The organism is uncultured Paraglaciecola sp. (genome assembly GCF_943787955.1).
Classification (GTDB): Bacteria; Pseudomonadota; Gammaproteobacteria; order Enterobacterales; family Alteromonadaceae; genus Paraglaciecola.
Genome location: NZ_CALSOK010000013.1, coordinates 164,152 through 190,470 on the forward strand (window position 1 = coordinate 164,152; position 26,319 = coordinate 190,470).

Annotated in this window: 20 protein-coding genes; 11 read left to right on the top strand and 9 right to left on the bottom strand. The window is 39.2% G+C overall.

What is annotated here, in order from left to right:
- Positions 1–20 precede the first annotated feature (20 nt).
- Together Q0Y52_RS12795 and Q0Y52_RS12800 are read left to right on the top strand one after the other, a co-directional pair.
- Entirely contained in the window at positions 21–839 is an 819-nt protein-coding gene (locus Q0Y52_RS12795; protein WP_297822147.1) for a sulfite exporter TauE/SafE family protein, read from the top strand.
- 32 nt (positions 840–871) lie between these two features.
- Positions 872–2,038 (top strand): histidinol-phosphate transaminase, encoded by a 1,167-nt coding sequence (locus Q0Y52_RS12800; protein WP_297822150.1) that lies wholly within the window; start codon positions 872–874, stop codon positions 2,036–2,038.
- A 29-nt stretch (positions 2,039–2,067) separates the two neighbouring features.
- Here the strand turns inward: Q0Y52_RS12800 and Q0Y52_RS12805 are convergent, their stop codons facing one another.
- The gene (locus tag Q0Y52_RS12805; protein ID WP_297822152.1) at positions 2,068–3,015 is read right to left on the bottom strand and encodes a LysR family transcriptional regulator; all 948 of its coding nucleotides are present in this window, start codon (positions 3,013–3,015) and stop codon (positions 2,068–2,070) included.
- A 408-nt stretch (positions 3,016–3,423) separates the two neighbouring features.
- Here Q0Y52_RS12805 and Q0Y52_RS12810 point away from each other — a divergent pair, with 408 nt between their 5' ends.
- Positions 3,424–6,054 carry a TonB-dependent siderophore receptor gene (locus tag Q0Y52_RS12810; protein WP_297822154.1) on the top strand — a complete coding sequence of 877 codons (2,631 nt, stop codon included), beginning with the start codon at positions 3,424–3,426 and terminating at the stop codon, positions 6,052–6,054.
- Positions 6,055–6,213: 159 nt separating this feature from the next.
- On the opposite strand, the gene Q0Y52_RS12815 is transcribed toward Q0Y52_RS12810, so the two are convergent.
- From Q0Y52_RS12815 to Q0Y52_RS12825, 3 genes are read right to left on the bottom strand one after another with little or no spacing between them, the layout of a single operon-like run.
- A complete protein-coding gene (locus tag Q0Y52_RS12815) occupies positions 6,214–7,818 on the bottom strand; it encodes a CsiV family protein (RefSeq protein ID WP_297822156.1) in 1,605 nt (534 codons plus the stop codon).
- Positions 7,818–11,312, bottom strand: a complete 3,495-nt coding sequence (mfd, locus tag Q0Y52_RS12820) for a transcription-repair coupling factor (protein WP_297822158.1) — start codon at positions 11,310–11,312, stop codon at positions 7,818–7,820. The genes Q0Y52_RS12815 and mfd overlap by 1 nt, the downstream gene beginning before the upstream one ends.
- A gap of 23 nt (positions 11,313–11,335) precedes the next feature.
- A complete protein-coding gene (locus Q0Y52_RS12825) occupies positions 11,336–11,926 on the bottom strand; it encodes a PilZ domain-containing protein (RefSeq protein WP_297822160.1) in 591 nt (196 codons plus the stop codon).
- A gap of 129 nt (positions 11,927–12,055) precedes the next feature.
- Between Q0Y52_RS12825 and Q0Y52_RS12830 the strand changes: the two genes are divergently transcribed.
- From Q0Y52_RS12830 to Q0Y52_RS12840, 3 genes are all read left to right on the top strand, one after another.
- The gene (locus Q0Y52_RS12830) at positions 12,056–13,267 is read left to right on the top strand and encodes a lipoprotein-releasing ABC transporter permease subunit (protein WP_297822162.1); all 1,212 of its coding nucleotides are present in this window, start codon (positions 12,056–12,058) and stop codon (positions 13,265–13,267) included.
- Positions 13,268–13,367: 100 nt separating this feature from the next.
- Complete coding sequence (locus Q0Y52_RS12835) at positions 13,368–13,931, top strand: phosphoribosyltransferase (protein WP_297822164.1); 564 nt, start codon at positions 13,368–13,370, stop codon at positions 13,929–13,931.
- A gap of 67 nt (positions 13,932–13,998) precedes the next feature.
- Entirely contained in the window at positions 13,999–14,397 is a 399-nt protein-coding gene (locus tag Q0Y52_RS12840) for an MmcQ/YjbR family DNA-binding protein (RefSeq protein ID WP_297822416.1), read from the top strand.
- A 62-nt stretch (positions 14,398–14,459) separates the two neighbouring features.
- Here the strand turns inward: Q0Y52_RS12840 and Q0Y52_RS12845 are convergent, their stop codons facing one another.
- The 3 genes from Q0Y52_RS12845 to Q0Y52_RS12855 all read right to left on the bottom strand — a co-directional run bounded on the left by Q0Y52_RS12845 (position 14,460) and on the right by Q0Y52_RS12855 (position 17,171).
- Positions 14,460–15,152 (bottom strand): pyridoxamine 5'-phosphate oxidase, encoded by a 693-nt coding sequence (locus Q0Y52_RS12845; RefSeq protein WP_297822167.1) that lies wholly within the window; start codon positions 15,150–15,152, stop codon positions 14,460–14,462.
- Between the two features lie 346 nt (positions 15,153–15,498).
- On the bottom strand, positions 15,499–16,770 hold the full coding sequence (locus Q0Y52_RS12850; RefSeq protein WP_297822169.1) for a Y-family DNA polymerase: 1,272 nt from the start codon (positions 16,768–16,770) through the stop codon (positions 15,499–15,501).
- Positions 16,758–17,171 carry a S24 family peptidase gene (locus Q0Y52_RS12855; protein ID WP_297822171.1) on the bottom strand — a complete coding sequence of 138 codons (414 nt, stop codon included), beginning with the start codon at positions 17,169–17,171 and terminating at the stop codon, positions 16,758–16,760. The genes Q0Y52_RS12850 and Q0Y52_RS12855 overlap by 13 nt, the downstream gene beginning before the upstream one ends.
- A gap of 406 nt (positions 17,172–17,577) precedes the next feature.
- Between Q0Y52_RS12855 and Q0Y52_RS12860 the strand changes: the two genes are divergently transcribed.
- The gene (locus Q0Y52_RS12860; RefSeq protein WP_297822174.1) at positions 17,578–17,871 is read left to right on the top strand and encodes a high-potential iron-sulfur protein; all 294 of its coding nucleotides are present in this window, start codon (positions 17,578–17,580) and stop codon (positions 17,869–17,871) included.
- Between the two features lie 137 nt (positions 17,872–18,008).
- Here the strand turns inward: Q0Y52_RS12860 and Q0Y52_RS12865 are convergent, their stop codons facing one another.
- A complete protein-coding gene (locus Q0Y52_RS12865) occupies positions 18,009–20,345 on the bottom strand; it encodes a peptidase U32 family protein (RefSeq protein ID WP_297822176.1) in 2,337 nt (778 codons plus the stop codon).
- A 149-nt stretch (positions 20,346–20,494) separates the two neighbouring features.
- On the opposite strand from Q0Y52_RS12865, the gene Q0Y52_RS12870 reads away from it, so the two are divergent.
- The 4 genes from Q0Y52_RS12870 (at position 20,495) to modF (ending at position 25,060) form a co-directional block, all read left to right on the top strand.
- On the top strand, positions 20,495–21,163 hold the full coding sequence (locus Q0Y52_RS12870) for a glutathione S-transferase (RefSeq protein WP_297822178.1): 669 nt from the start codon (positions 20,495–20,497) through the stop codon (positions 21,161–21,163).
- Positions 21,164–21,278: 115 nt separating this feature from the next.
- Positions 21,279–22,277: a D-cysteine desulfhydrase gene (locus Q0Y52_RS12875; RefSeq protein WP_297822180.1), complete on the top strand. Its 999-nt coding sequence runs from the start codon at positions 21,279–21,281 to the stop codon at positions 22,275–22,277.
- Positions 22,278–22,570: 293 nt separating this feature from the next.
- Positions 22,571–23,083, top strand: coding sequence for a DUF4389 domain-containing protein (locus Q0Y52_RS12880; protein ID WP_297822182.1), 513 nt, complete (start codon positions 22,571–22,573; stop codon positions 23,081–23,083).
- Between the two features lie 531 nt (positions 23,084–23,614).
- The gene (gene modF, locus Q0Y52_RS12885; RefSeq protein ID WP_297822184.1) at positions 23,615–25,060 is read left to right on the top strand and encodes a molybdate ABC transporter ATP-binding protein ModF; all 1,446 of its coding nucleotides are present in this window, start codon (positions 23,615–23,617) and stop codon (positions 25,058–25,060) included.
- A gap of 77 nt (positions 25,061–25,137) precedes the next feature.
- Here modF and Q0Y52_RS12890 read toward each other — a convergent pair.
- A protein-coding gene (locus Q0Y52_RS12890; RefSeq protein ID WP_297822186.1) for an IS3 family transposase occupies positions 25,138–26,294 on the bottom strand; the annotation gives its coding sequence in 2 pieces (ribosomal slippage) (positions 25,138–26,048 and positions 26,048–26,294; 1,158 coding nt in all).
- Positions 26,295–26,319 lie beyond the last annotated feature (25 nt).

The following is a 26,319-nucleotide window of genomic DNA, read 5'->3' on the forward strand; positions in this document are numbered from 1 at the left end:
AAATTATGCTAAGGGGTGTTATGGAAGTTGAACTGTTGTTGTTTGTAGGCACATTATGTGTAGCGGGGGCAATTGCGGGTATTACAGCTGGATTGTTTGGAAATGGTGGTGGATTTGTGGTGGTACCGGCTTTATTAGCAGTTTTTCCATTTTTTACTGAATCATCGGGAGAATTAATAAAAGTCGCTATTGGTACCTCTTTAGCATCAATTGTCATCTCAAGTGCTCGCTCTGTGCAAGCACATAAAAAAACAAATACTGTTGATTTTGCAATATTAAAAGACTGGTCAGTTTGGTTGGTTATTGGGGTGTTGATTGGTTTATTTATAGCCTCCAAAACAAGCCCAGAAAGTTTGATCCTTGTGTTTGCGACGGGGGTGTTATTTTATTCAATCTATTTTTTGTTTCCAGGACTTTTTAATGGCTCTTCAAACACATTAACTATGCCGCAAGGTGCATTTAAAGTAGGGCTAGCCTCTTTTTTAGGTGGATTTTCAGCTCTGCTTGGAATAGGTGGCGGGACGATTACTGTAATGACAATGGTCATTTGTAACCGTAGTGTCCATCAAGCAGTAGCAACGGCTGCAGGTGTCGGTTTTATTATTGGTGTACCTGGCGCAATTGGTTTTATGCTGATGGGGCACAACGTCAATAATCTTCCATACGGTACGTTTGGCTACATAAATGTACCTGCGCTTGTTGCCATCAGTGCGGGTTCAATATTGACAGCACCTATTGGTGCTAAATGGGCACATAGTTTGGACGAGGGCAGTCTGAAGCGAATGTTTGGACTTTATTTAGTCGTGGTTTCCATTTCTATGTATTACAAAGCATTTTAAAATTTAATTAGAGACAACTAAAGGACAACGACATGACAGACAATGTAAGTAGACGATTATTTTTACGTGGCAGTATAGCAACAGTTTCTGCAGTGGCAGCAAGCGGATTGGTTTCTTTGTCGGGTAACGCCCTCGCGAGTCATCATAGCGCTCCAGTGATTAACTATGGGCCAAGTGCGGGCATTGCCAAACTTAACGCCAATGAAAATCCTTATGGTCCAAGCCCAAGTGCAATGAAAGCTATCATGCAAGCTAGTGCTAAAGGGGCATATTATGCTGCTGAGCCTTATAAAGTACTGGTTGATATGATAGCCGAGAAAAATGGTTTAAATAGTAGCCAGATATCATTGAGTGCCGGCTCCAGTGGTGTATTATCTTATGCTGCTAACGCTGCTGCTACAAAAGGTCTAATACTAGGGCCTGATTTATTTTGGGATACTACTGCTAAGGCTCCACAGAAAACTGGTGGTGCAAAAATCAAACGCATAGCCAAAACCACTGATTTAAGTATTGATTTAGACGCCATGTATGCCGCCATTGATGCTGATGTCGCTATGGTACACATAACAAATCCGAATAATCCTACTGGGTGTTTATTGGATGCTGGAAAGTTAAGAGATTTTTGTATTAAGGCGTCTAAGAAAACATTAGTTTTGGTAGATGAAGCTTATAACGAAGTGACCGATATGCCCGAGAAAAACTCAATGGTTTCTTTGGTCAGAGAAGGGCATAACGTGATAGTGGCTAAAACTTTCTCTAAAATATATGGCTTAGCAGGCATGCGTGTAGGTTACATGATGGGATCTGAAGAAAATACCGCCAATATCAATCGCTTTAGTTTAGGTGGGTATGCTATGAACCAAGCTGGATTAGCGGCGGCTATTGCGAGTTATAACGATGAAGCCTTTTTAAACATGTCCAAGTCAAAAATTGTAGAGGGACGCGAAATGGTGTTGGATGCAGTTAAGGCAAATGGGTTAACGGCTCTGCCTTCTTCGACTAATTTTGTATTTGTAGATTTGGCCCAAGGCAATGCAGAAATATTTCGGCAAAAAATGGCTGAACAAAATGTGTTAATTCGAGGCATTTATCAAGACTATAATCATTGGTCTCGTGTGAGTATGGGCCTGATCCCTGATGTACAAAAATATGTAAATGCACTGCCCAGGGCATTAGAACAAACCTTAGCCTTGTCTTAAACGCATATAATCAATAGATGATGCATTACTCAAAAAAGTAATTTTCCTCTCCAATTGCCCATGGAATGGGCTTCTTTTGTTAGTCCTAATATTGTTTTACTGACAATTTGCATGGCAATACTGACCGGTCGTTTTGAATTATTCACTAACAGTACATCTCGGTTAAGTTCAGGTTGTGTAATAGTAATCGTTTTGATTTGTTTGGATTTTTCTAAATGAAATACTGCACAAGACGGCAGTATCATCAAGCCTAATCCATCGGTTACATAACGTAAATTGGTCATCAGCAATCCAAAATTTTGTTTATTCCAAATTCGAATCCCCGTCTGCGTTTCATAACGATTAAGCATTTGCACTAGGGGGTCATTTTGGTTGGGCAAGATGATTTCAAATTCAGCGAGCTGTTTAAACGCGATATTGTCTTGTTTGGCAAGTTGCTCATATGCCTTTGTATTGTGTTCAGTACCAACCACCAAATAGATATTCTCTTTAATTATAGGAGTACTGCAAAAATTTTTGTCTGTAACGGTGCTTTTATAAGTAATCGATAAATCAATTTGCCCATTGCTAAGGCATTGGTTTAGAAAGTCAGTACTGCCAAAATGTAATGTGAGCTCTACATTTGGATAGTTTTTTTGAATGGCTTGTGTAAGTGGTATAGCTAACACATTAGAGACTGATTGGGCCATACCAATGGATATTTGACCAGAGGGATTCGATTCAGTATTGTCAATTTCGCTTTTAGCTAAACCCATTTGATGGATAATAGATTGAGCTCTAAGGTAGAATTTCCCCCCACTTTTCGTAAGTCTCACTCCTCTAAAATCACGTTCGAATAATTGAACAGATAATTCGTGCTCCAAACTAGAAATTTGCTGGCTAATAGCCGGTTGAGCGATCCCCAGCTCTTTTGCAGCACCTGTAATACTGCCTTTATCTGCTGTTTTGAGAAAGTACTGAAGTTGTTTGCTATTCATTTAGATCTTATTTCTGCCAATCGAGCTTTGCAACATAATTGTGCAATCGAGTCATTAATGCGCATTTAATTATTCGTTCTCATTCATGTAGCCTGTGTTGCCAATATATTTGATTTAGGTAATTCAACTATCGTGCCATTAAATCAATAATAAGTCAGTGTTAACGGGGTCTCCATAAGGCATAAGGAAAGTATAGGGGGGGTATATTAAATTTACATTTCTGATTGGCATTTGTGTTGCTATTCAATAATTGAGAAGCGAGGTGTATTGCTGTTTTTGCTACCTAAAAAGGTGCATTGCACTTGTACAGACCCCTTCGTTTACAAATTGTGTATGAATCGCCTATTTAGAGCGTTGAAGCACTCAGTTTTAGGTTTTACAAATATCGCTCACTATAAGAGGTTAAACATGCTTAAACTACACAAACTTAGTCTATCCATCCGTCGGACGCTGCCAATTTTAGCGGCTACGTCTGGGTTAGTCATGATATCACCAAGCATTTATGCCCAAGATGCAGAAAAAACAGATGAAACCAATTTAGAACAAATCGTTATCACAGGTTCAAGGGGTGTTCCAAGATCAATAGCTGACTCTGCTGTGCCAGTGGATGTATTTAGCGAAGAGGATTTAGTGTCTGTTTCTTTTACCGATACTAATGACATATTAAAAACTTTGGTGCCTTCGTATTCTTTGTCCCGTCAGCCTATTTCTGATGGTGGGTCCTTTATACGACCAGCAAGTTTACGCGGCATGCCAACGGATAAAACCTTGGTTTTGATTAATTCAAAAAGGCGACATCGTTCTGCATTAGTGCAAATTGGTGGATCGGGTACGCAAGGGCCTGATATCGCGACTATTCCATCATCGGCACTAAAAGGCGTGGAAGTACTTCGTGACGGTGCTGCTGCTCAGTATGGTTCAGATGCTATCGCGGGTGTAATAAACTTTCAGTTGAAAGACAACGACGAAGGTGGCTCATTGTCAGTCGATATGGGCCAATATTATGAGGGTGATGGAGAGCAATTCACTGTAACGGGTAACATTGGTTTTGCCCTTGGTGATAAAGGCTTCTTTAGTCTTTCAGGTGAAATTTCAGATTCAGCCTCAACTTCTCGTTCAGAACAGTATTGTGAAGGTTGGGCTTGTGTCGATTCCAATGATGCTAATTTCTTAAGCGGCGGTTCTTTTGACAATACATTAGCTGGTTATTCTGATGAAACTTATGTTGCTGGTCTGAGCACCGCCAATTTAGGTGGAGAGAGTGTCGTTCAACCTTGGGGACAACCCAACGCTTCAGCTACCCGATTGTTCTTCAACTCGGGCTATGAACTTAGCGATACAATGAAGTTATATGCCTTTGGTAATTATTCTGACAGTGAAGGTGATGGGAGTTTTTATTATCGCTATCCAGGTAACGGAACCATTGAAAATATTCGCTTGGACGACGGTTCACTTTACTCACCGCTTGTGAAATTCCCTGGTGGTTTTACACCTAGATTCACTGGTGAAATTACTGATTTCTCCTTATTAGGTGGGATAGAAGGAGAATTTACTAATGGTATGAAGTATGACTTTAGTGGTCGATATGGTTCAAATGAAATTCAATATACATTAGAAAATACCATCAACCCTTCTATGGGCCCAGATTCGCCTACGTCATTTCGCCCTGGTGATTTGATTAATGAAGAACTTCAATTTTCAGCTGACTTCACACAATTCATAGATGTGGGTTTTTCATCGGAATTAGTCTTTGCTTTTGGTCTAACGTATATGGAAGAAAGTTATGAGTTAGTGGAAGGAGATGCAGATTCGTATAGTGTTGGAGCATATTCAAGTCCTGACCCCCATGGTTTCTGTAATGATGATGGTTCAGCTACCGATAATGGTATGGCAGTGATTTCAGGTGGTTCTACCTTAGACTGTTCAGATTCTTCTGACGCTGTGTACCGCGCTGTAGGCGTAGGCTCTAATGGCTTTCCAGGGTATTCACCGGAATATTCCGGGTCATACGAACGTGATATGGCAGGAATTTATGTAGACCTAAGTTCCGATATTACGGATGAGTTTTTTTTACAAGGTGCCTTACGATACGAAGATTACTCTGATTTTGGTTCTGAGTTAGTTGGAAAAATAGCCTTCAAATACAGTTTGACTGATGATGTTAACTTACGCGGCTCTGTGGGCACTGGTTTTAGAGCACCTACCCCTGGCCAGCAAGGTACCACTAATGTTTCTACTCGATTACCTAATGGTTTTCCAGTGGCTACGGGGCTTTTCCCCGCATTGAGTGATGTGGGGCAGGCTCTTGGCGCAGAAGAGTTGAAACCTGAAACTTCTTTGAACTATAGCTTAGGTATTTCTGGTAGTTTTGATGCATTAAATCTAACTGTCGATTTTTATCGCATTGCAGTGGATGATCGTTTTTATGCTGTATCCACAATAGATGTATCTACTGATCCAGAATCAGGCGATGCGTATGACAAATATTTGGCTTTGGTCGCTGCAGGTGTTGATGGAGCCAATACTATAGGTGGAGTAAATTACTTCCAAAATGCTTTTGATACTGTTACTAACGGTATGGACATTGTCGCAACCTACACCCTAGATGATACAGTTTTGACGGGGTCATTAAACTACAACTCTACTAAAATTGATTCAGATGCATCGGCGTATTTAAATGGTGAAGATGAATTCGATTTAGAAAATGCTCTTCCTGCATGGCGTGGCGTTTTATCTGCTAAGCATAGCTTTGACATGTTAAGTTTATTGATACGTGCTAATTTTTACGGCGCTTATGAAAATGCAATAAACTCTTCTGCAACTACAACACAAGAATACGATGCTGGTGTGATGATTGATTTAGAATTGAAATATCAACTCAATGATAGTATGTCTTTGGCTGCTGGTGCGCGTAACTTGTTTGATACTTACCCAGATAAAGATGACGGAGACACCTGTTGTGGTGCAGTTTACTGGTCTGGTAATAATGTAGACTGGCAAGGTGGTTATTATTATGTGCGATTGAACTATGTATTTTAATATATAAATGGTTTGTTAAATTAAAAAGCCGTCATAAATGACGGCTTTTTTGTGCTCTTTAATTTAGGTAATACTGCTTTGGTGATAACTAGCTTAGACCCGCTTTACATAAATAGTGTAACGCTTGATAGGGGGCTCAAATAAAATCAAGGCACTTATTCAGAGTCCACTATTGATTGTGTCGGTTTCTAGTTCTGGCTCTGGCCAACGATGACGGTTAATACGCACTATCATACCAAACAAAGGATGGTCAAAATAATGCACTTGTTTACTGATCACTCGTCTTAATTGGTTAAAATTAACACTTTGTAGAAAGTTTGGTCGTTGAAATGGGTTAACCACTATTGCACCTTGCTCTGATAAATTAGTCGACAATCCCTCTAGTGACAGAGCTTTGTTTGGGTCGTATATTGGTTGTCTGATATCTAAATTACTGTCGATGTGCAAGTAGGGGATGCGCCCAACGTTACGCAGATATATGGTTATTCCACCGTCTAATCGCCATAGCTCTTTAAGGGTTGAGGGAGCAGTCTTGGTTGTTTGGTGTTCTGTTAGCCACTCAGTTTTAAGAAAGTTGATGGGTGTGTCATCTGCTAACGCAGCATCAATTCTTGCAAATAAGTCTCCAGTAACCGCTTCTGATGTTGTCCCATTAATACTCACTAAATGTGCTTGTTGTTCTGGCGTTAAACCCTCTAGCACTTGTTCAGGTATATATAACTCGTCTGTTGATTTATTCAAAGTATCAAATAAACTATCTGTGTCGTTCATTAAAGGTAAACCATTGGCATCAAATTTTTCTGCAAAGTTTTCACCAGCAAACAATCTAAATATTTGTGCATTTTCACGCCCAAATTTAACTTCTTGCCTCCAATTTATATGTAATATTGGGGTGATATCTCGTTGCCTTTTAATTTTCTCATACAGTTCTGTCATATACATGGTGGATGTGGGTAACAGAAAAGACCCGCGGTTTTGTTGCCACTCATTACCATTAATGATCTGTGGAATGAGTTTAATTTTATTAATTGTCGACGTGCTAGATAGCTCATCTTGTAGCCATATAATTGATGCAAAAGAGGGATCAATCTGTTCAGCGTAGGCACAGAGGAATTCGCTAGGCATTTGCCATTCGATAAATTCAACCTGAATAGAAGGTCTTATTAAAATAGACTTTGCAGTTGATTTTATGCCAGCTGACTTAACATCTTCGTTGTCAGTTGTTTGGGCTAATGACAGGGTTTCATAGAGTTTTACAAATTTATCTGTTGTAGCATCTTGAAATTGGAAATTTTCTTCAGCGATATTATCAGGATCAACCGTTAAAACTTGTTTATTTTGAGGTGTTTGTTTTGATTGATCATCTGTCTGCGGAGAGTACGACTCATTTTTTTTGACCTTTGGCAAAGGAAAGGCAAAATCTTGTTCATATTGTGTTTGTACTTTGAGACGGTTTGATGCTCGGCAATATGGTAGTCCGGCTCTTAGATAGCTTAAATCGGGTTTTAAATAAGGTGTTAACAAATCAAGAGTGTTGCTCGCTGGTTCTTCAAGTATAGATTGTTTGAATTTTTCAGATAAGTTGGTTACCTCTGCATTACGCTCAAATAAAATCACTTCAACATCGAACCACCACTGTTGATCCACCGCATACGTAGGTTGTGCAAAAACACTGACAGTGAGTAATGCGGCAAAAATACTTTTTGTAAATAAAGTACTTACACGCATCTGTCTAAGAGGATGAACTGAAATTTTATCTGTCATTAAGCCGCTCGTATTTGTTGGTTAAATTCGGTTAGCATATTGTTAAACAATTCAAGTCTATCTTTGGCGGATTCAGTAGGCACGTTAAATCTCAGTTTTTGTGGCCCATCCAATTTGTAAATTCGCGGTTGCGATTGAATTAACTTGATAATAAAGCTTGGGTCAATCTGTGTTTTCTGGGAAAACTCGACAAACCCTCCTTTACTGGTACCTTCTATTTTAGATATACCAATTAGCTTAGCTTTTAATTTGAGCATGGCCATATCTAACAGGTTTTTAGCGCTTTGAGGTAATAAACCAAACCTGTCTATCAGTTCTATTTGTAACTCATTGACTGCTCTTTCATCTTTGCAACTCGCCAAATTTTTATACAAAGATAAACGCATGTTCACATCTGGAATGTAATCATCTGGGAACAGAGCCGGCAAACGTAAATCAATATCAGTTTGCTCAGAAAGTGCATCTTCCAAGGAAGGCTCTTTGCCTTCTTTTAATGCTTCAACAGCTTGGTCCAGCATCTCCATATATAATGTAAAACCAATACTGGAAATCTGCCCTGATTGTCCATCACCCAATAATTCCCCCGCGCCACGGATCTCTAAGTCATGGGTTGCAAGGGCAAAACCTGCGCCTAACTCTTCTAAGGATGAAATAGCATCTAGGCGTTTGGCTGCATCTTTACTTAATCGTCTTGGATGCGGCGTTAACAAGTAGGCATAGGCCTGATGATGTGAGCGCCCAACGCGACCACGCAATTGATGAAGTTGGGCTAACCCGAGATGATCCGCACGGTCCATCACTATGGTATTGGCCGATGGCACATCAATACCTGTCTCAATAATAGTGGTACACAACAACACATTAAAGCGCTGATGATAAAAATCTGCCATGACTTTTTCAAGTTCACGCTCACGCATTTGACCATGGCCTATAGCGATCCGCGCTTCTGGTACTATTTCTGCAATTTCTTGTGCCGTGTGCTCAATGGTGTCTACTTCGTTATGTAAAAAGTAAACCTGTCCACCACGCAAAATTTCACGCATGATAGCTTCACGTATTAATCCTTTATTTCTTTGCTGCACAAAGGTTTTGATTGGCAGACGTTTAGCTGGCGGTGTAGCGATGATAGACAAGTCACGCATACCACTTAACGCCATGTTCAGCGTTCTTGGAATAGGCGTGGCGGTTAACGTTAGTATGTCTACATCTGAACGAAGTGCTTTAAATTTTTCTTTCTGTCGCACACCAAAGCGGTGTTCTTCATCGATAATGACTAGACCTAAATCCTTAAACTTAAGACTATCTTGTAATAAAGTATGGGTACCAACCACTATATCCACTTTACCTTCACCGATAGCTATTACCGTTTCTTTTGCATCTTTGGCACTAACAAATCGAGACAATACTTCAATTCTAAAAGGGCAGTTGACAAAACGTTCTTTAAAATTTTCAAAATGTTGACTGGCAAGTAAAGTAGTAGGAACCAATATAGCGACTTGTTTACCCTGATTAGCAGCGATAAAGGCTGCACGCATCGCCACCTCAGTCTTACCAAAACCTACATCACCACAGACTAACCTGTCCATGGCATTGGCTGAGCCCATATCTTGGAGCACCGCGTTAATAGCTTTTTGCTGATCTATGGTTTCTTCAAAGGGGAAACTGTCACTGAAAGATTGGTATTCATCCCATGTAATTTTAAACGCATAGCCGGGTTTAGCTGCACGTTTGGCATACACATCTAATAATTGTGCTGCTACATCACGGACTTTTTCAGCGGCTTTTTTCTTGGCTTTTGCCCAAGTGTCTGTACCAAGGTGATGCAGAGGTGCATGGTCAATATCACCGCCGCTATAACGGCTAATTAAATGCAGAGACGCAACAGGTACATATAGCTTTGCTTGTTTGGCATATTCTATAGTCAGATATTCAGTAGTAATACCGCCAGCATCTAAGGTTTGTAAACCTAAATAACGGCCTACGCCGTGTTCAAAATGCACAACTGGCTGGCCAGTTTGTAATTCTGCCAAATTACGGATGATAGCATTTTCGTCAGTGCCTTGGCGTTTATCTCGTTTGCGACGATGACTAATTTTATGCCCGAGTAATTCGGTTTCGGTAATAAAAGCAATGGCGCGTTTAGGCTCATTAAGTAAAAAGCTAAACTCTGCGGCACCTATCGAGATACCGATAGGTTCAGCACTTTCCATGAAGTCATTAAAATCTTTGAAAACTTTGGGTTTGATCTCAGCTTTTGAGAGTATTTCTAAAAGACCTTCACGGCGACCTGCAGACTCCGCGCTAAACAACACTTTGATTTTTTGCTTTCGCCACTGGTCTACTTGTTGTTTAAGTGACGCCCATGGGATTTTATTTTGAGGTTTTAGTGCAACATCATTCAACGACGCAGTGGCAAAGTTAATACTACCACTTTTTTGTTCCACTACTTTATTATGTATCTGAACCCTTGGCCAATCCTTTAAAGCGCCAAACAGCTCTTCATAACGCATAAATATGTCAGATGGATGTAATAGGGGCCTAGCAAGGTTATATCGCAATTGTTCGTATCTGTGATTGACATCTTTCCAATGATTTTCATGTGCTTTTTGCAAATCACCGTGCATTAATACTGTGGTGTCTTGATTAAGGTAATCAAATAAAGTGGCCGTTTTTGCAAAAAACAAAGGTAAATAATATTCTATGCCACCAGGCATCAGGCCTTTACCTACTTGATAATATATCGATTCTTTGCTGTTATTTGAATCGAATTTACTGAGATATTGCTGCCTAAACAGCAAGCTTGCTTCTCTATCTGTTGGGAATTCTCTGGCTGGTAACAGTTTGATTTCATTTACTTTGTCACCAGAACGCTGCGTTTCTGGATCAAAATGCCTGATGGTATCTACTTCATCATCAAATAAATCTATGCGATATGGATACTGACTGCCCATAGGAAATAAGTCGATGATACTGCCACGAATAGAGAACTCACTGTGCCCCATTACTTGGTTTACATGTAAATATCCTGCACGCTCTAACCCTGAGCGAAAACTATTGATATCTAATTTTTGATTAATCTTCAATATTAGTAAATATTTACTAATATAATCCACCGGGGCCATGCGCATCATTAACGTGTTGATGGGTACAATAAACACTCTGCGTTCGTTTTGTGTGAGTTGGTATAGTGTTTCTAGGCGTTGTGAAACGATATCCTGATGGGGTGAAAAGTTATCATAGGGGAGGGTTTCCCAATCAGGAAATAGTTGTACATCAACAGATTGATCCTGCAAAAAATAATCAAGCTCTTTTTCAAGTTTGATAGCACTGGGGGTATCTGCTGTGACTAACAATACTGGGCCAGTAGCCAGTTTTGTTGCATTGGCTAAAACAAGGGCCGTACTGCTTCCTTGAAGATTGCCCCAATGGCGAATATCATTTTTAGTTTTTAAGGCATTGTTTGGTAAAGGCGGTGAAAAAATACTCTGAGTCATTGGTCGCTTTCGTTTTAGTTCTTTTAGGTTTTGTCTTGGTGCTTGCGTTTGCGAAGATTAGCCGCTTGCAAATGTAAACTGGCTCTGACTAATAAGTCTTGGTCTTCTTCGCGGATACAGGTAAAAATCAGGAATACATGGTACTTATCATCTACAGGCTTACAAGCAATAACTTCAGCAAAACAAAAAATGGCAGAAGCTTCTTCTCTTAGGAATAATTTTAGTTCGATTGTGCTGCCTATTAAAAATTCGCTTTCACTTCCAAGGACTATGCCGCCACCAAATTGTATCGATTGATAAGTGTGTTCATGTTTTGTGTGTTGTTGTAAAATAAGAGACATCATTAAGTCAATTTTTCGAGATTGATGATTCAGAAATTCAGCTAACTCAACAGCGTGTTCGCCTAAGCGGCGAAGTGGTCTTAATGCTTTTGTATCAAGTGCTGATAGTTCACTGGCTATTTGAAACTCGTAAGGCATATGCTGATGTAAATCATCCTTTTCGGGTAAAACAAAATCATCTTCCAATAAACGCATATTGACCGGGATATTATGCTTTATCATAAAAAATTCATCAAATTGTTGATGCTTTTGAAGATGCGTTAAGTTCTGCATATTTTCCCCCAGTTTTGCTGTGCTTGTGAGATTTACCTCAGGCACGTATTATTCAACATCATTCATCACTATACCAACAGTTAAACCTTTATTTTTTTAACTGTTTTGTTGTTATAAGAGTTTCTTTTTATGTTTTATCCCCTCTCAGTCTTTATTGGTTTACGTTATGCCAAAGCTTCTAAAGGTAATCACTTTATTGCATTCATTAACTTTTTTTCTGTTGCAGGCATTGCTCTTGGCTTAATGGCATTAGTCACTGTTTTGTCAGTGATGAATGGTTTTGAGGGTGAATTAAAGTTGCGCAATTTAGGCATCACCCCTCATGTGTTAGTTCAAAAAAAGCCTAATGATAACATCGCCCATGATATGTTTACTCACATTGAAGGTGTTATTACCAGTGCCCAACAAATAGACTCTGAAGGTATAATTCAATCCTCCCAAGGACTTAAAGGTGTCATGTTCCAAGGAATTCAACCTGATGTTATGCAGCGCTCGTCAATCATTGCCGATAATATGTTGGTTGGGCAGCTGACCGATTTAGTCAAAGGTGAATATGGCATTGTTATCGGGCGAGCACTGTCTATTAAACTGAATTTACGGATGGGTGAAAAAGCCCGTCTGATCGCTTCTGAAAATAGTTATTTTGGACCTTTTGGGCGTATCTACAGCCAGAGAGTATTTCGCGTGGTTGGTATATTTGATATGGGCTCTGCTTTGGACGATAAAGCAGTGTTAATGCATATTGATGATGCTGCTAGGCTATTAAGAAGTAAAAAATCTAAGTTGGCCCAAACACGTTTATTTTTAGCAGATGCTTTTAATTATAAAAGTGTGGTTCAAGCACTAGAGACACAAGGTTATAGCTCAACAAACTGGCGAGACCAACAAGGTGTGCTATTTGACGCCGTGAAGATGGAAAAGAATATGATGTCTCTGATGTTGCTACTGATTATTTCTGTGGCTGCTTTTAATATAGTCTCGGCTTTGGTCATGGTGGTGACCGAGAAACAAGGTGATATTGCTATACTTTTAACGCAAGGCATGACCCGTAATAATATTATGGGTATTTTCCTGTTTAATGGCATTTACAATGGTATAAAAGGCACGTTGATTGGAATTGTTAGTGGTGTATTGTTGGTGAGTCAAATTAATAATTTGATCAAACTATTTAATTTCCCAATATTTTTAAGTCCACAGGGGCAAGGTGTACCCACAGATTTACAATGGCAACAAATCGTATTTCTTATTATTACATCACTTATTTTGTGTTTTCTGGCCAGCCTTTATCCTGCTTATCGTGCGGTAAGAATGAATCCGGCAGATGCTTTAAAATATGAATAAGTTGCGCTTCGGTATATAATCAAAAGTTCAAAGTTTTATCTTGCGACACCCGTGTCGGCAATTTCATTTTACCCGCACCCTAAATTTTAAGGTTTATTTAATGGAAAAAACGTTTATCACTGCACAACAGCTACTTGAAGATTCATTTCGAGTAGCAGCTCAAGTTTATGAAAGTGGCTTTCGCCCACATTTTATAATCGGTATTTGGCGTGGCGGCGCGCCTATCGGTATTGCAGTGCAAGAGTATTTTGATTTTAAGAAAGTGGAAACCGATCATATTGCGGTGCGTACATCGTCTTATTATGGGATTGGTCAACAATCAAAAACCATTAAAGTACACGGTTTACATTATCTGATTGAAAACGCCAATTCTGAAGACAGTCTTCTAATTGTTGATGATGTATTTGATTCAGGCCGCAGTGTTGAAGCTTTGATGAAACAAATTAAAAAACTGTCTCGGGCAAATATGCCAAAAGATGTTCGTATCGCTTGTCCCTATTACAAACCACAAAATAACAAAACTGACATCGTACCTCATTATTATGTGCACGAAAGTGACGAATGGTTAGTGTTTCCCCATGAAATATCTGGACTAACACCTGATGAAATTATCAAAGGTAAAACAGATTTAAAAAACGTAATGCATTTGTTAAAGCAATACTAATTCTCAATGAAAATAAGTTTAAAGGTTAGGGTAGGTGACTACTCTTTCATTATTTAAGGAAAAGTGGATGGATCATCAACAAATTAGAGAATATTTATTAAGCAAACCTTTTACGGTGGAATCCTTTCCTTATGGTGATGGCGTATCAGTTTTTAAAGTCAAACATAAAATGTTCGCAACTTTGACCTTAGGTAAGATGAGTAAGGATGATAATGAGTCCGTTGATACAGGTAATGATATTTGCTGGGTAAACCTTAAATGCGATCCTCAAGAAGCCACGATGCTTCGAAACACCTTCCCATCCGTTATTCCCGGTTACCATATGAGTAAAGTTCACTGGAATACCGTTAAGCTTGATGGAACAGTGCCTGAGGGGGAAATGCGCAGGATGATGGATAATTCTTTTAATTTAGTGGTAAGTAATATGGTTACACAAGATCAACAATCGATTTTGCTGCATCTTTAGCTATCTTTATTTAGCAAAAACTTACCTTCAAATTAATCATACTGAAGTTAAGTTAATATTACCTATGGATTGACGGGGCGTTCTTTCCAATCATCCTGAATTGCGTAAAGACATCTTTGCTGCGGTTTAGACTTTAGGTCCAAATAATCAACTGCGTGTGGAATAAATATAATCACACAAAAATTGTCGCTCATATCGGTCAGATTACTAACAATATTAGTTGGTGTGGTGTTGTTGCTGTCAAATTTATTTTTGAGATCCGCGCCTTTATTAACAAGCCTATTCTGTGGCATCGACGGCATCGAATCTTCATCAAATGGTGCTTTAGGACTGTTTGAGTAAAAAGGCTCCCTAGCGTTTGTTGATAAATTTGACCATTGTTGTTTCAAAATGCTTTGTTTTGTCTGTTTTCCTAACACCCAATTTTCATAGCTTGAATCTAATGAGTTAGATATTAATGCTACCTCTCCAGCCAAACGGAATTGTTCTCTAGATTCAGAAAAATACCAGCAAATTTCAAACCGCGACTTATTGTCACCTTGCCATTCTTCTATCTTCTCGCTCCTTGAGTCAGTTACAGACAAAAGACTCTGCGTGCCCGACAAGAAACCTCTAAATACCATCGTTCTGTTTTTGGGTTCCCCATTTGAGCAGACACTCGCCACTTGATAATACTTTGATTGCACTTGACTACTATTTACGTGCAAACTCTTCGTTAATTGCTGCTGCCATACTGGATCTAATATTTCAGTCATTTTACTTCTTAGTAATCAATAAAAATAAACGACAAAAATCGTCAGTCGTTGCGCTTGTTAGTCGAGTAACAAAGTACGGAATATTGGCGTATACCTGAAATAAAACAAGCAATATTCACACCTTTGTTTTCTGAGTATTCTAAGAATAAACACTATACTAGATCTATACAACAGATCTGAATTGCGTCAACGCTAACTTTATCCCTCTGTCAACGCGTATGTATGTGTAATCCCATATCTTTAAAAAAGTCTTGAGTGTGGCTCAAAATTATCATAGTCAGCTACATTTTTATTTTTCTGAGACACTTTGCCATTAAAATAGTTTATCAGTCTGCGGTTACCCATTTTATTTTGTCATGATATTACTGCAGTTTATCCTCACCATATCTAACCATGATGATGTGTAATTAGGTGACTTCATTTCTCTGCGCATTTGCCATTTACCTTGAATACCTTTTGCAGCCAGTGATAAAGAGTCAGGGCCAAAACGTTGGTTGATGGTGTCTAGTGCAGCCATAACACGAGGATCACGCCCTTGTGATGAAAACATATCTCGTTGGTACATAGCGCCATCTACCAGCTCTATGGCTCCCACACCTGATTTATGAAATAACACACCGGGACGATATATTTGTTTTGCCGCAGCGCTGGCTGCAATGGCTAGATCTCGGCTATCTGCGGTAGCATCAAAAAAACCGTGATGTATATTGCGCCGATAAATTTGACCATCTGAAAATGGACTAGAATGAGCAAATGCCACCATCATTTTTATTAAACTCCCTTGTTTACGCGATTTTTTAGCTACTTTTTCACTGTGCATCACTAGGCTTTGTTCTAGTGATGCATAGTCAGTGACTTTTTCACCAAATGCTCGGGTAGAGAATATTTGCTGTTTGGGGCTCTTTACTTCATCCCATGTCAAACATGGCTCACCTTGTAACTCCCTTACTGTGCGCTCAATATTGACAGAAAATTGCTGGCGCATTAACTTGGCTGGTTGTTGAGAAAGCTTCCACGCATTATCAATGGCCATAACCCTTAATTTTTTACCTAAGCGACTACCGATACCCCACACATCCTCCACTGTCATTCCTTGTAACACGATCATGATATTTTGTTTATCAACGACACTAACGCCACCTGTATTTTTATTCTTCTTTGCGTAATGGTTTGCAGCCTTAGCCAGTGTCGCAGTTGGTCCCATACCCACACACACTGGTAGCCTCACTTCTTGCCATATTACCCGCCTTATCTCTTTTCCTAGGTGCCACCAGTTTTCTTTAGGTTGGGTTTGAAAGCGAAGAAATGATTCATCAATTGAGTAAATATGTTGCTCGGGTGAGTATCGACTGAGGATGTCCATTATTGATGCGGATAAGTCTGAATATAATTCATAGTTAGAACTGCGCACTATCACACCAGATGCTTCGACTTGTTTGCTAATTTTGAAGTATGGTTGAAACTTCACATTACCTAGTTTTGCTTTGGCTAACTTACACATAGCCACGACACAACCATCATTGTTACTTAGCACAATAACGCCTGTTCGCCTGGCAAGTGGATCGAAAATTTTCTCGCAACTTGCATACATACTATTGACATCAACTAACGCAAACATTTTGCTAGCTTTGTTGATTGACGGTGATTTCTAACTGAGCGAATGACAATGCCTTCTTCTAAAAAGTCATCCCCCTCTTTTAGATGATAAGTCTTGTAAATATCGCTTCCTGACAATAAACACTGTTTTTTACGCTCATAGAGTTTACACATGAAAACACCATTTAATGTAGCTACTATAATGTCCATGTTGGTCTGTCTGGCTGCTCGGTCAACGATTAACACATCACCATCGAATATGCCGTGGCTTATCATACTATCCCCTACAGCAAGCCCTACAAATGTCGCAGCGGGGTGGTCAATAAGTATTTCATCGAGAGACATGGGCAGCGTTTGGTATTCTGACGCGGGCGACTCAAAACCGGTTATGCCAGCCTGAGCCTTGATCGGTATAATATTCATTACATCTCAATGCTGTATATCTATACAGTATTATAGCGCGATCTATATGCTAGATAGCAAGCACATTCATTAATAGTTAGCGTGATTTTGAATTCATACTTCCTAAACGTTGTTTATTTTAATATTGCAATTTGCATATATATCGCTGAAAATGAGATGTGCAAGTGAAACGGCCGGGTAATCGGCAAGGAATGACAGGTAAATTGTTTTTTGTATTTCAATAACAAAATAATTGAATATTTTACATGCTTTTAATGGATCTAATTTTTTATTACACAAGTATAAGTATATGAACTAACAATAACGTTAGCCCTAAGAACTCGCCATAATAGCGAGTTTTTTGCATTTTAGGGGTAATGTAAAAGAGAATCATTATTATTTTCGTCTACCAATTAGGATATCAACTATGAACAATGTGAATCGCCGTGACTTTTTAAAAATATCAGGTTCATCTCTTATCGGATTGACTTTGGGTGGGGTGGCATTAAGCGCTAACGCACAAGAGCAAGTGGCGCTTGATGATCCAACAGCCGCTGCCCTTAAATATGTGCATGCTTCAGAGGTTGAAGGCCAATACTGCGACAATTGCCAATATATTCAAGGTGAAGAGGGTAAGGAGTGGCGACCATGTGCCTTTTTCCCTGGCAAAGTTGTTAATGCCAAAGGTTGGTGTGCAGGCTGGATGAAGAAAGCAGGTTAATTTATTGGATTATCGCTGTTGTTCTAATCAATTCCAACCAATGAGGGCTGCATCGTTATGCTGCCCTCATTAATCACTCATAAATAATACAATCATAAAACTGATTTTGTATCGTTGTTGATGATGTCTAAATTGTCTTACAAGCCAGTGTGATACTGACTCATTGTTGACTCTGTCACCATAGCGTTTAAGGTCACTTCTACCTTTGAGTCACCAGCCAACAACTGTTCGAACTGGCTGATCAATGCTAGCTTATCTGGTGAAAGGTTATCACCAGCTCCAATTTTGGTTAAATCAATTAGAAAACCGTCAAATAAGTCAGCCAAATCATTTATCACCTGCATATTTAAAAACTGATCCTGATTATAAATACTCGGGTAACCGGCCTTTTGTTTATCAATCGCAAATGACACACCTTTAAGATTAGTAATTGTGGTTGATTTATCACATGACAGCATACAACCATTATCTATTCTGGGTTTTTCACAGCCCACACTTTGCTGGAAGAAACATTGTCTGCTGGTCATTAATAAGATGGGATGATAGATGCTGTAAAATAATTTAAAGTTTGCAGGGCGGGCAATATTTTTCATTTGTTGTTGGTTAAGCTCGTTAGATATAAAAGCGCCGCTGCAATCAAACTCCTCTTTCATGGCCATTAAAGCATAAGAATTGGTGGTATTCAAAAAGGGGCCTGCTATCCATTTAATTCCTAATTGATTGGATCTGTAAGCGATACCTGTATTGTTCGTTACGATTAATGGCGGTGCTACCTGTTCTAAAATATTAATCGCCACATCATAATCTTTACCTATTAATACCGCAGGAAACCAAGGAATTAAACGCGGGTTTGCGGTTAAAAAAGTAATGTATCTAGTGCAGTCACGTTTATAGGCGTCGGGTAACTTAAAATAAACATCAGCAGTGGTGGCCTCGGTTAAATAAGTGTCTGCCTCGTCACTAATTAATATGGACAGTTTGGCCTGAGTATCAGTTTGGCCTTCAGCCCCCTTGGCATGTCTGTCCAGTGCAGGTAATGTGACGGCAGGTATCAATGCCTTATCATTATTTAATAAACGGGCAGCTTCATTCTTTAGGGATGTTAGCTCGCTAAAAGGCACACTGAGCCCGGCGGACAAATGCTGTAAATCGATTGTTTTAAGCACATATTCAGCATTGCCCAAACTTCTGAAACGTTTATCAAGGGTGAGCTGATCGATCCCATTGTGTTCGCTCTTGGTTAATAGGCTAGTGGATTGTAATACAAAGTTATTTACTGCAGCCTCGGGCATACTAAGTGCTGGGGTCTGCAGAGGAGATAATGCTTCTGTGTTATTTTCTGTGCTAACCGTTAGACTTAATGGACTGCCTGCTTCACCAGAAAAACGTAAGGTTAAAGGTACTTTATCGATACTTAAATATTGGATTTTGTCTTTTACCGCATCATTGATTTCGTTTTTTTCTTGATAAAGTGTGTGTTTGACTTCTTGAATTTGCACTACGGAAATTAGATTGTTGTCGGTAGTACTGCTGATGTTATCGATGGCATGATTTTTTGAGTTATCTCGGGGATTATCAATAAACATCGACTGATTTAAATCACCACGCAAAAAAGCATTTGAGAAGTCCCGATTAAATACTTTATAGAGGCGCTCACCGTCTTCAAGTAATTGACCTGTTTTGATAAAACCATCTATTTGCTTGCGAAAGCTATCTACCACTGTATGCACATAACTTGCACCTTTTATTCGCCCCTCTATTTTAAAAGAGGTCACGCCAGCCTCTATTAACGCAGGTAAATCAAAAAATGCAGAGTTATCTTTTATATTTAGTGGGAAATTATGACCCGTTGCTGTGGTTTCATATTCTTCACGGCACGCCTGACTACAACGACCACGGTTACCTGAATTACCCACACTAGCTGAAGTGGAATAACATAAACCAGAGAAGGCAACACAAAGTGAGCCATGCACAAACACTTCAGTTAATATCTCGTGTTCGCGACTCACTGCGGTTAACTCAGTTATTTCCCTTAAGTTTAGCTCTCTGGATAAATTAACTCTTGAAGCACCTAGTTTTTTAAGAAAACCAATTTGGCCTGCATTGTGGGTGGTGAGCTGTGTTGATGCATGGATATCTAAGCTAGGGAAATGTTTCTTGATCAGGTTAAACATACCGATATCTTGAACAATCACGCCATCTAGTGTGGTGTTCACCAGCTTACTTAATAACTTGGCTAAAGTGGTAAATTCCCGTTCTAAAATCACAATGTTTAAAGTCAGAAAAATTTCACATTGATACTGATGAGCAAGTCGAATTACCCCTACAAGTTCAGCAAATGAAATATTAGACGCACGATTACGGGCATTAAAGGTATCTAAACCACAATAGACGGCATCGGCACCGGCAATAATGGCCGCTTTAATGGCATCAACATCACCGCCTGGAGCTAACAATTCAATTTTATGCTTCATGTAGATAATATATATTCGGTTAATTTTAAAGCGCGGATATTACCCGTATATTTAGCCAATGAATATCGCTACAGTAGATTATTATAAGTAAACACTGCAAAGTAGCCGTTTTAGCGAGTTAGTCAGTAAAAATAGCGATTTATATAAACATGCCACTCCTTATACCAATGCCCATACTGTACTCATTACGAAATTGCCCTTATGCGATGCGAGCGAGGATAGGCATACATAAAGCCCAGCTTCAGATTGATTTAAGAGAGGTTAATCTCAAGCAAAAGCCTGCTGAAATGATCGCAGCCTCCGCCAAAGGCACAGTGCCCATTTTAGTCTTAGATAACGAACAACCACCACCTACTGTAATTGACGAAAGTTTAGACGTGATGTTGTGGGCGCTGGCAAAAAACGACCCTGATAATTTGTTGCACCCGTTTGATCGAAGCGCGTTACCCAAGATGTTGGTGTTAATCAGACTATTTGATCATGAATTTAAAACCTGTTTAAACGCCTATAAGGCAGCCAAACGCTATCGTGAAGATAACGTCACCGAATACAGACTGGCCTGCGAGGTCTACATACAAGAATTAGAAAGTCGCTTGGCAGCTACCACAGCTCGACAACCCTTTCTTATGTCAGCCCAAGAAAGTTTGGCAGACATTGCGTTGTTACCCTTCATTCGTCAATTTGCCAAGGTAGAACGTCAATGGTATCAGCAATCGCCTTACCCAAAGGTTAAACAGTGGCTCAATTATTACCTGCAAAGTGCTATGTTTACAAAAGTGATGGCTAAGCATGAGTTGTGGGTGAAAATGGGTGAATGAAAACTAATAAGACATCAGTGCTAAATGCTTTTAGATGGATAGTGTCACTATCAAATTTAACATATACAGAAATCAAAAGTGGGCAAATTATTAATATCAAAAAGAAGTGATAAATATGCAAGATTTTAACCTTATTCCCCGAGTAACCATTTCACACACACCAACATTGCTAGAACGGTTACCTAGATTATCTAATGAATTAGGATGCAATTTATTTATAAAACGTGATGATTGTACAGGTCTCGCTGGAGGTGGAAATAAAGCGCGTAAGCTTGAATATTTGATAGCAGATGCCCAACAAAAAGGTGCTGATATCTTAGTAACTGTTGGCGGTTTTCAGTCAAATCATGCAAGACAGACTGCAGCAGCTGCAGCCAAATTTGGTTTTGATTGTGAATTGGTATTGGAAGATGTCACAGGCACTCCAAAAACGGATTATTACAACAATGGCAATATGTTACTCGATAGTTTACTTGGGGCTAAAATTCATAGATTAAACTTAGGTGAAGACTGTAATTACTATGCTGAAGCTTTAATCCATACACTAAAAAGTGAAGGGCGAAAACCTTATTTTATTCCAATGGGTGGCTCGAATGTGATTGGTAGCTTAGGTTACGTGCGCTGTGCTAATGAAATTCTACAGCAGATAGTCACAGAAGATATTCAGATTGATCAAATTGTTTTAGCTACTGGCAGTGCTGGTACACAAGCGGGTTTATTAGCCGGGCTTATTGCTGCAAAAGTGAATATACCGGTACTTGGCATTACGGTGAGTCGAACAACTGAAGATCAGCAGCAATTAGTAGATACGTTGCTGAGGGAAATATTAACGCAACTTGGTATAAACCCTAATGAAGCTCAGGGGAGAGTTGTGACTAATGGACATTATTACGGCGAAGGTTACGGTATACCAACATCATCAATGATTACAGCAGTTAAGCGCTGCGCGCAACTTGAAGGAATTTTGTTAGACCCCGTTTATACAGGAAAAGCAATGGCAGGTTTTATCGATTTGTGTGCCAAAGGTGTGATTAAAAAAAATAGTGATCAGTTATTTTTACACACTGGCGGCAGTCAAGGACTCTTTGGTTACCGTGAAATGTTTTTATCGTAATGATAATTTTTTTTAGCTGATATCTAGTTTATATTCTCAGCTGATACTAAGAACACAATTAATAAGTTACTAGCCATAAATGAAGTAGCAACACTTTAATTTAAATCTCGATAAAATAGTAATAGATACCCAGCTAAGTTTACTCTAAAGGTTTACCAAAATGGTGGTTGCCTTGCATCAGTATTCTACATAAATTGAAGCATGTAGCACCCAATATGAGTTTGGTGATTTTCATCACAATCTGGCGATAAAACGTAATAACTCGTTTTATATATATTTTACAGGGATATGGTGTGTTTAACCCGCTGATTTTATTGGGGTTTTTTTTGGCTTTAAACTTGCTTAGTTTAACTGAAGCGTATAACTCACAACATTTTCATCAGGAGAATCAAATGAACGAAAAAACTAAAGCAACATTAACTAATCTGGATACTTGGAAAAGAGGTTTATTTATGATCGTTTTTGCCATCATTTCTGGGGTGGCAAAACTGGTCGTCACCTTAGTGGCTGTTTTTCAATTTATCACACTTCTCTTTAAAGGGCAGACGAATGAAGCAGTGATACCTCTGGGCCAGAATTTGAGTACTTACCTGTATCAAATTACTTTATTTCTAACCTTTAAAACCGATGAAATGCCATTCCCTTTTATCCCTTTTCCAGATGGAACACCGGGATCAAAAATTAATAAGGATAATATTACCACTACTGAAGCTAGTACAAAAGATGATGGAGCGTTTATTGATGACGCAGATAAGGATGATATTGAGATGGAAAAAGGTACAAAAACTGAACCATCTAATGAGTGAAAACTATCAATAGAAAACAGTGAATCTAAAAAAGGGTAGGGGCTGCCTCTTTATGACGTTATTAATTACATATCTGCATTATATTTTTTGTATGAATTAGAACTTCCATGCTGTTGCCGACACGTTTCAAATATCATCTTTTATAGTTGATTATTCAATTGTTCTTTTTAATAAAGTTAATATCTGAATAGGAGTAATAAACTGCTCCTAATTTTTTGATGGTTACACACTTTTTAAGCGCTTAGATATTAGCCAAGATAGTATCGATACATATCAGATCAAAAATATTTTAACAACCTAGCTCAATGCTAAACTTGTTATTATCTGCTTTGCAAACCTCGGTTACATGATGAAAGTAATATTCAAAATATGTATGTTTGATAGATCAGATTTATTTAGCACACATGGACTCTAGTGGAAGCCGATTTCATTTATACGTTGCTATGGGTATTTAGGACAAGATTGACGGGATTAGAATGAAGGAGTTTAATTTTCTGATAAGATACTGCAAAATTTTTAACAGTTATATTTATGTCGTTAGTAACACTACAAACCTGCCATGCTACTTTTGCCAATCATTTTCATTTAAATATTGATTCTCTTACGTTAAAACCGTTACAACACACCGTTGTCTTAGGGTCAAACGGCAGTGGGAAATCTGCACTGGCGGCATTGGTTGCTGGTGAGGGGGAATTGTTAAATGGGCGCCACCAAGTGACGGCTAACATTGCTTGGGTGTCGGTTGAGCAACAACAAGCGTTAATCGAAGCTGAGAAGCAAAAAGATTGCGCTGACATTTTAGATATCATTCCTATTGCGACCACAGTAGAAGAAATATTATTGGAAGGTTTACACCTTGATGTCATCGAGCAAAAATTACTGGCACGAGTGAGTGAAGTTTTTGCTCTTAAAGACATGTTACAGCGGCCATTTCGGGCTTTGTCTACTGGGGAAACCCGCAAGTTACTGTTAGCCAAAGTATTAATGAGTCAACCTGAATTATTGATTCTGGACGAACCATGGGATGGATTAGACAAGCAAGCTTGCATTGACTTTAATGCGCTACTTCAGGAAATATCCACAGAAACTACATGTATCTTAGTACTCAATCGTTTGAGCGAGGTGCCTAGCTTCTGTCAGCAGTTAGTGTTGATGCAATCAGGAGCTATTCAATGGCAAACACCCATTAATGACGATTTAACTGAACAACTCACCCATATCAGTCAGCTGCAACATATGCAGCAACAAGACTTAGTATTACCAGACAAAGACAGCGAAAGTTTTGCACCTCATCCGTTAGATGCCAATGCGCCTTTGGTGAAGTTAATCAATGTAAAAGTTAACTACACTGAAAACATTGTATTTAGTGGGCTGAACTGGACCATTCAACCACAACAACATTGGCAAATAAGCGGCCCAAATGGTTCTGGCAAAACCTGTCTATTAAATTTGATCACTGGAGATCACCCACAGTGTTATGCGAATGATATTTATGTGTTTGGTTTTCAGCGTGGTAGTGGTGAAAGTATTTGGCAGATAAAACAGTACATAGGGTATTTATCTAACGCGTTTCATTTAGATTATCGGGTTAATTGTTCATTGTTACATGTTGTATTGTCAGGCTTTTACGACAGCATAGGTATGTATCACCAAGCCACTAAAAATCAAATAGTACTAGCTGAACAATGGTTGGCGTTAATGGGGTTAGAAAAACACACTGCTGCACCTTTTCAAGAATTATCTTTTGGTGATCAACGTTTAGTTTTACTTGCTCGCGCCATGACCAAACACCCAGCCCTACTAATTTTGGATGAACCTTGTAATGGCTTAGATGATATCAATCGACTAAAAGTATTAGCTTTAATTGAATTACTGGCCAAAGAAGGGCGCACCACTTTATTGTATGTGAATCATCATCAAGAAGATGCGATCCCAAGTATTAAAAACCATTTGTCGATGGCAGATTTTAATTCTTAAAGTGTATTCGATAAAACTCGAACTGAGACTTGTAAATAATAAGTTCTGACTTTGTCTAATAGGAATCTATGTTCTGGTCAAGTCCAACCGGACACTTTTCTAAAGGAGTTTTCAAATTCAATTGGCGATTGATCCAAATTAGCTGAATGTAGTCGCTCAACATTATAATATTTCATGTACCTAGCAACATCTTCTCGCATATGTGTTCGAGTGGGCTGCGGTACTTTAAACAACCAATCATGCTTTAAACTTCCAAAGAAGCGCTCCACAACAGCATTATCCCAGCAAGCTCCAACATCTCCCATACTAGCTCGACAACCTAATCGCGACAGTAGATTTCTAAAGCCTTTACTCGTGTACTGAGAGCCTCTGTCACTGTGAAACACCAAACCTTTGACTGGCTTGCGTAAGTTATGAGCCTTTGTCAGTGCTTGCTCGACCAAATCACGCGTCATGCGTTTTGATATATGCCAACCTACAATCCGGCGTGAATACAAATCCATGACAATGGCTAAGTACAACCAGCCCTCACCAGTCTTTAAATAGGACACATCACCCGCCCAAATTTGATTGGGTCCAACAGGATTGAAATTCATATTTAGCAAGTTGTCAGCCACAGCATCACTGTGTTTGCGCTTGGTTGTCACTTTATAAGCTATTCGCTGAGTCACAACTAATTTAAGCCGTTCCATTAACTTAATGGCGCGATACCGCGTTATTTCAAAGCCTTCTTTGCGTAGTGCTTTAGCAAGCTCTCTGCTGCCTAAACTGTTTCGACTTGCCTTGAATAATGCTTTGGCTCGTCGATACAGTCTAAGCGTTTGAGCGCTAATGAGTTCACCAGGTTTTTTTAGCCATGCGTAGTATGCTGACGAACTCACTTCCATCACTTTACAAGCAACTGACACCGGATACTTCGCATCAAGCTCACTTATAAAAGAATATCTTACTTCATTTCTTTCGCGAAGAAGGCACTGGCCTTTTTTAGGATTTCACGCTCCATTTGTAGACGTTTATTATCCTTCCTGAGTTGAATTAACTCTGCTCGTTCATCGCCAGACAACACGTCACCTAGTGCCTGTTTCTTATGCTTAGCTACCCAGTTGTAAAGTAGTTTGTCTGTCACACCCAAAGATGCAGCAGCTTGTACGATTGGATAGTCTTGCTCTATTACCAGAGCGACCGCTTCTTGTTTAAATTCTGCGGGATAATGTTTATTTGTTCGTTTAGTCATATTCACCTCAATTAACAGGATTATA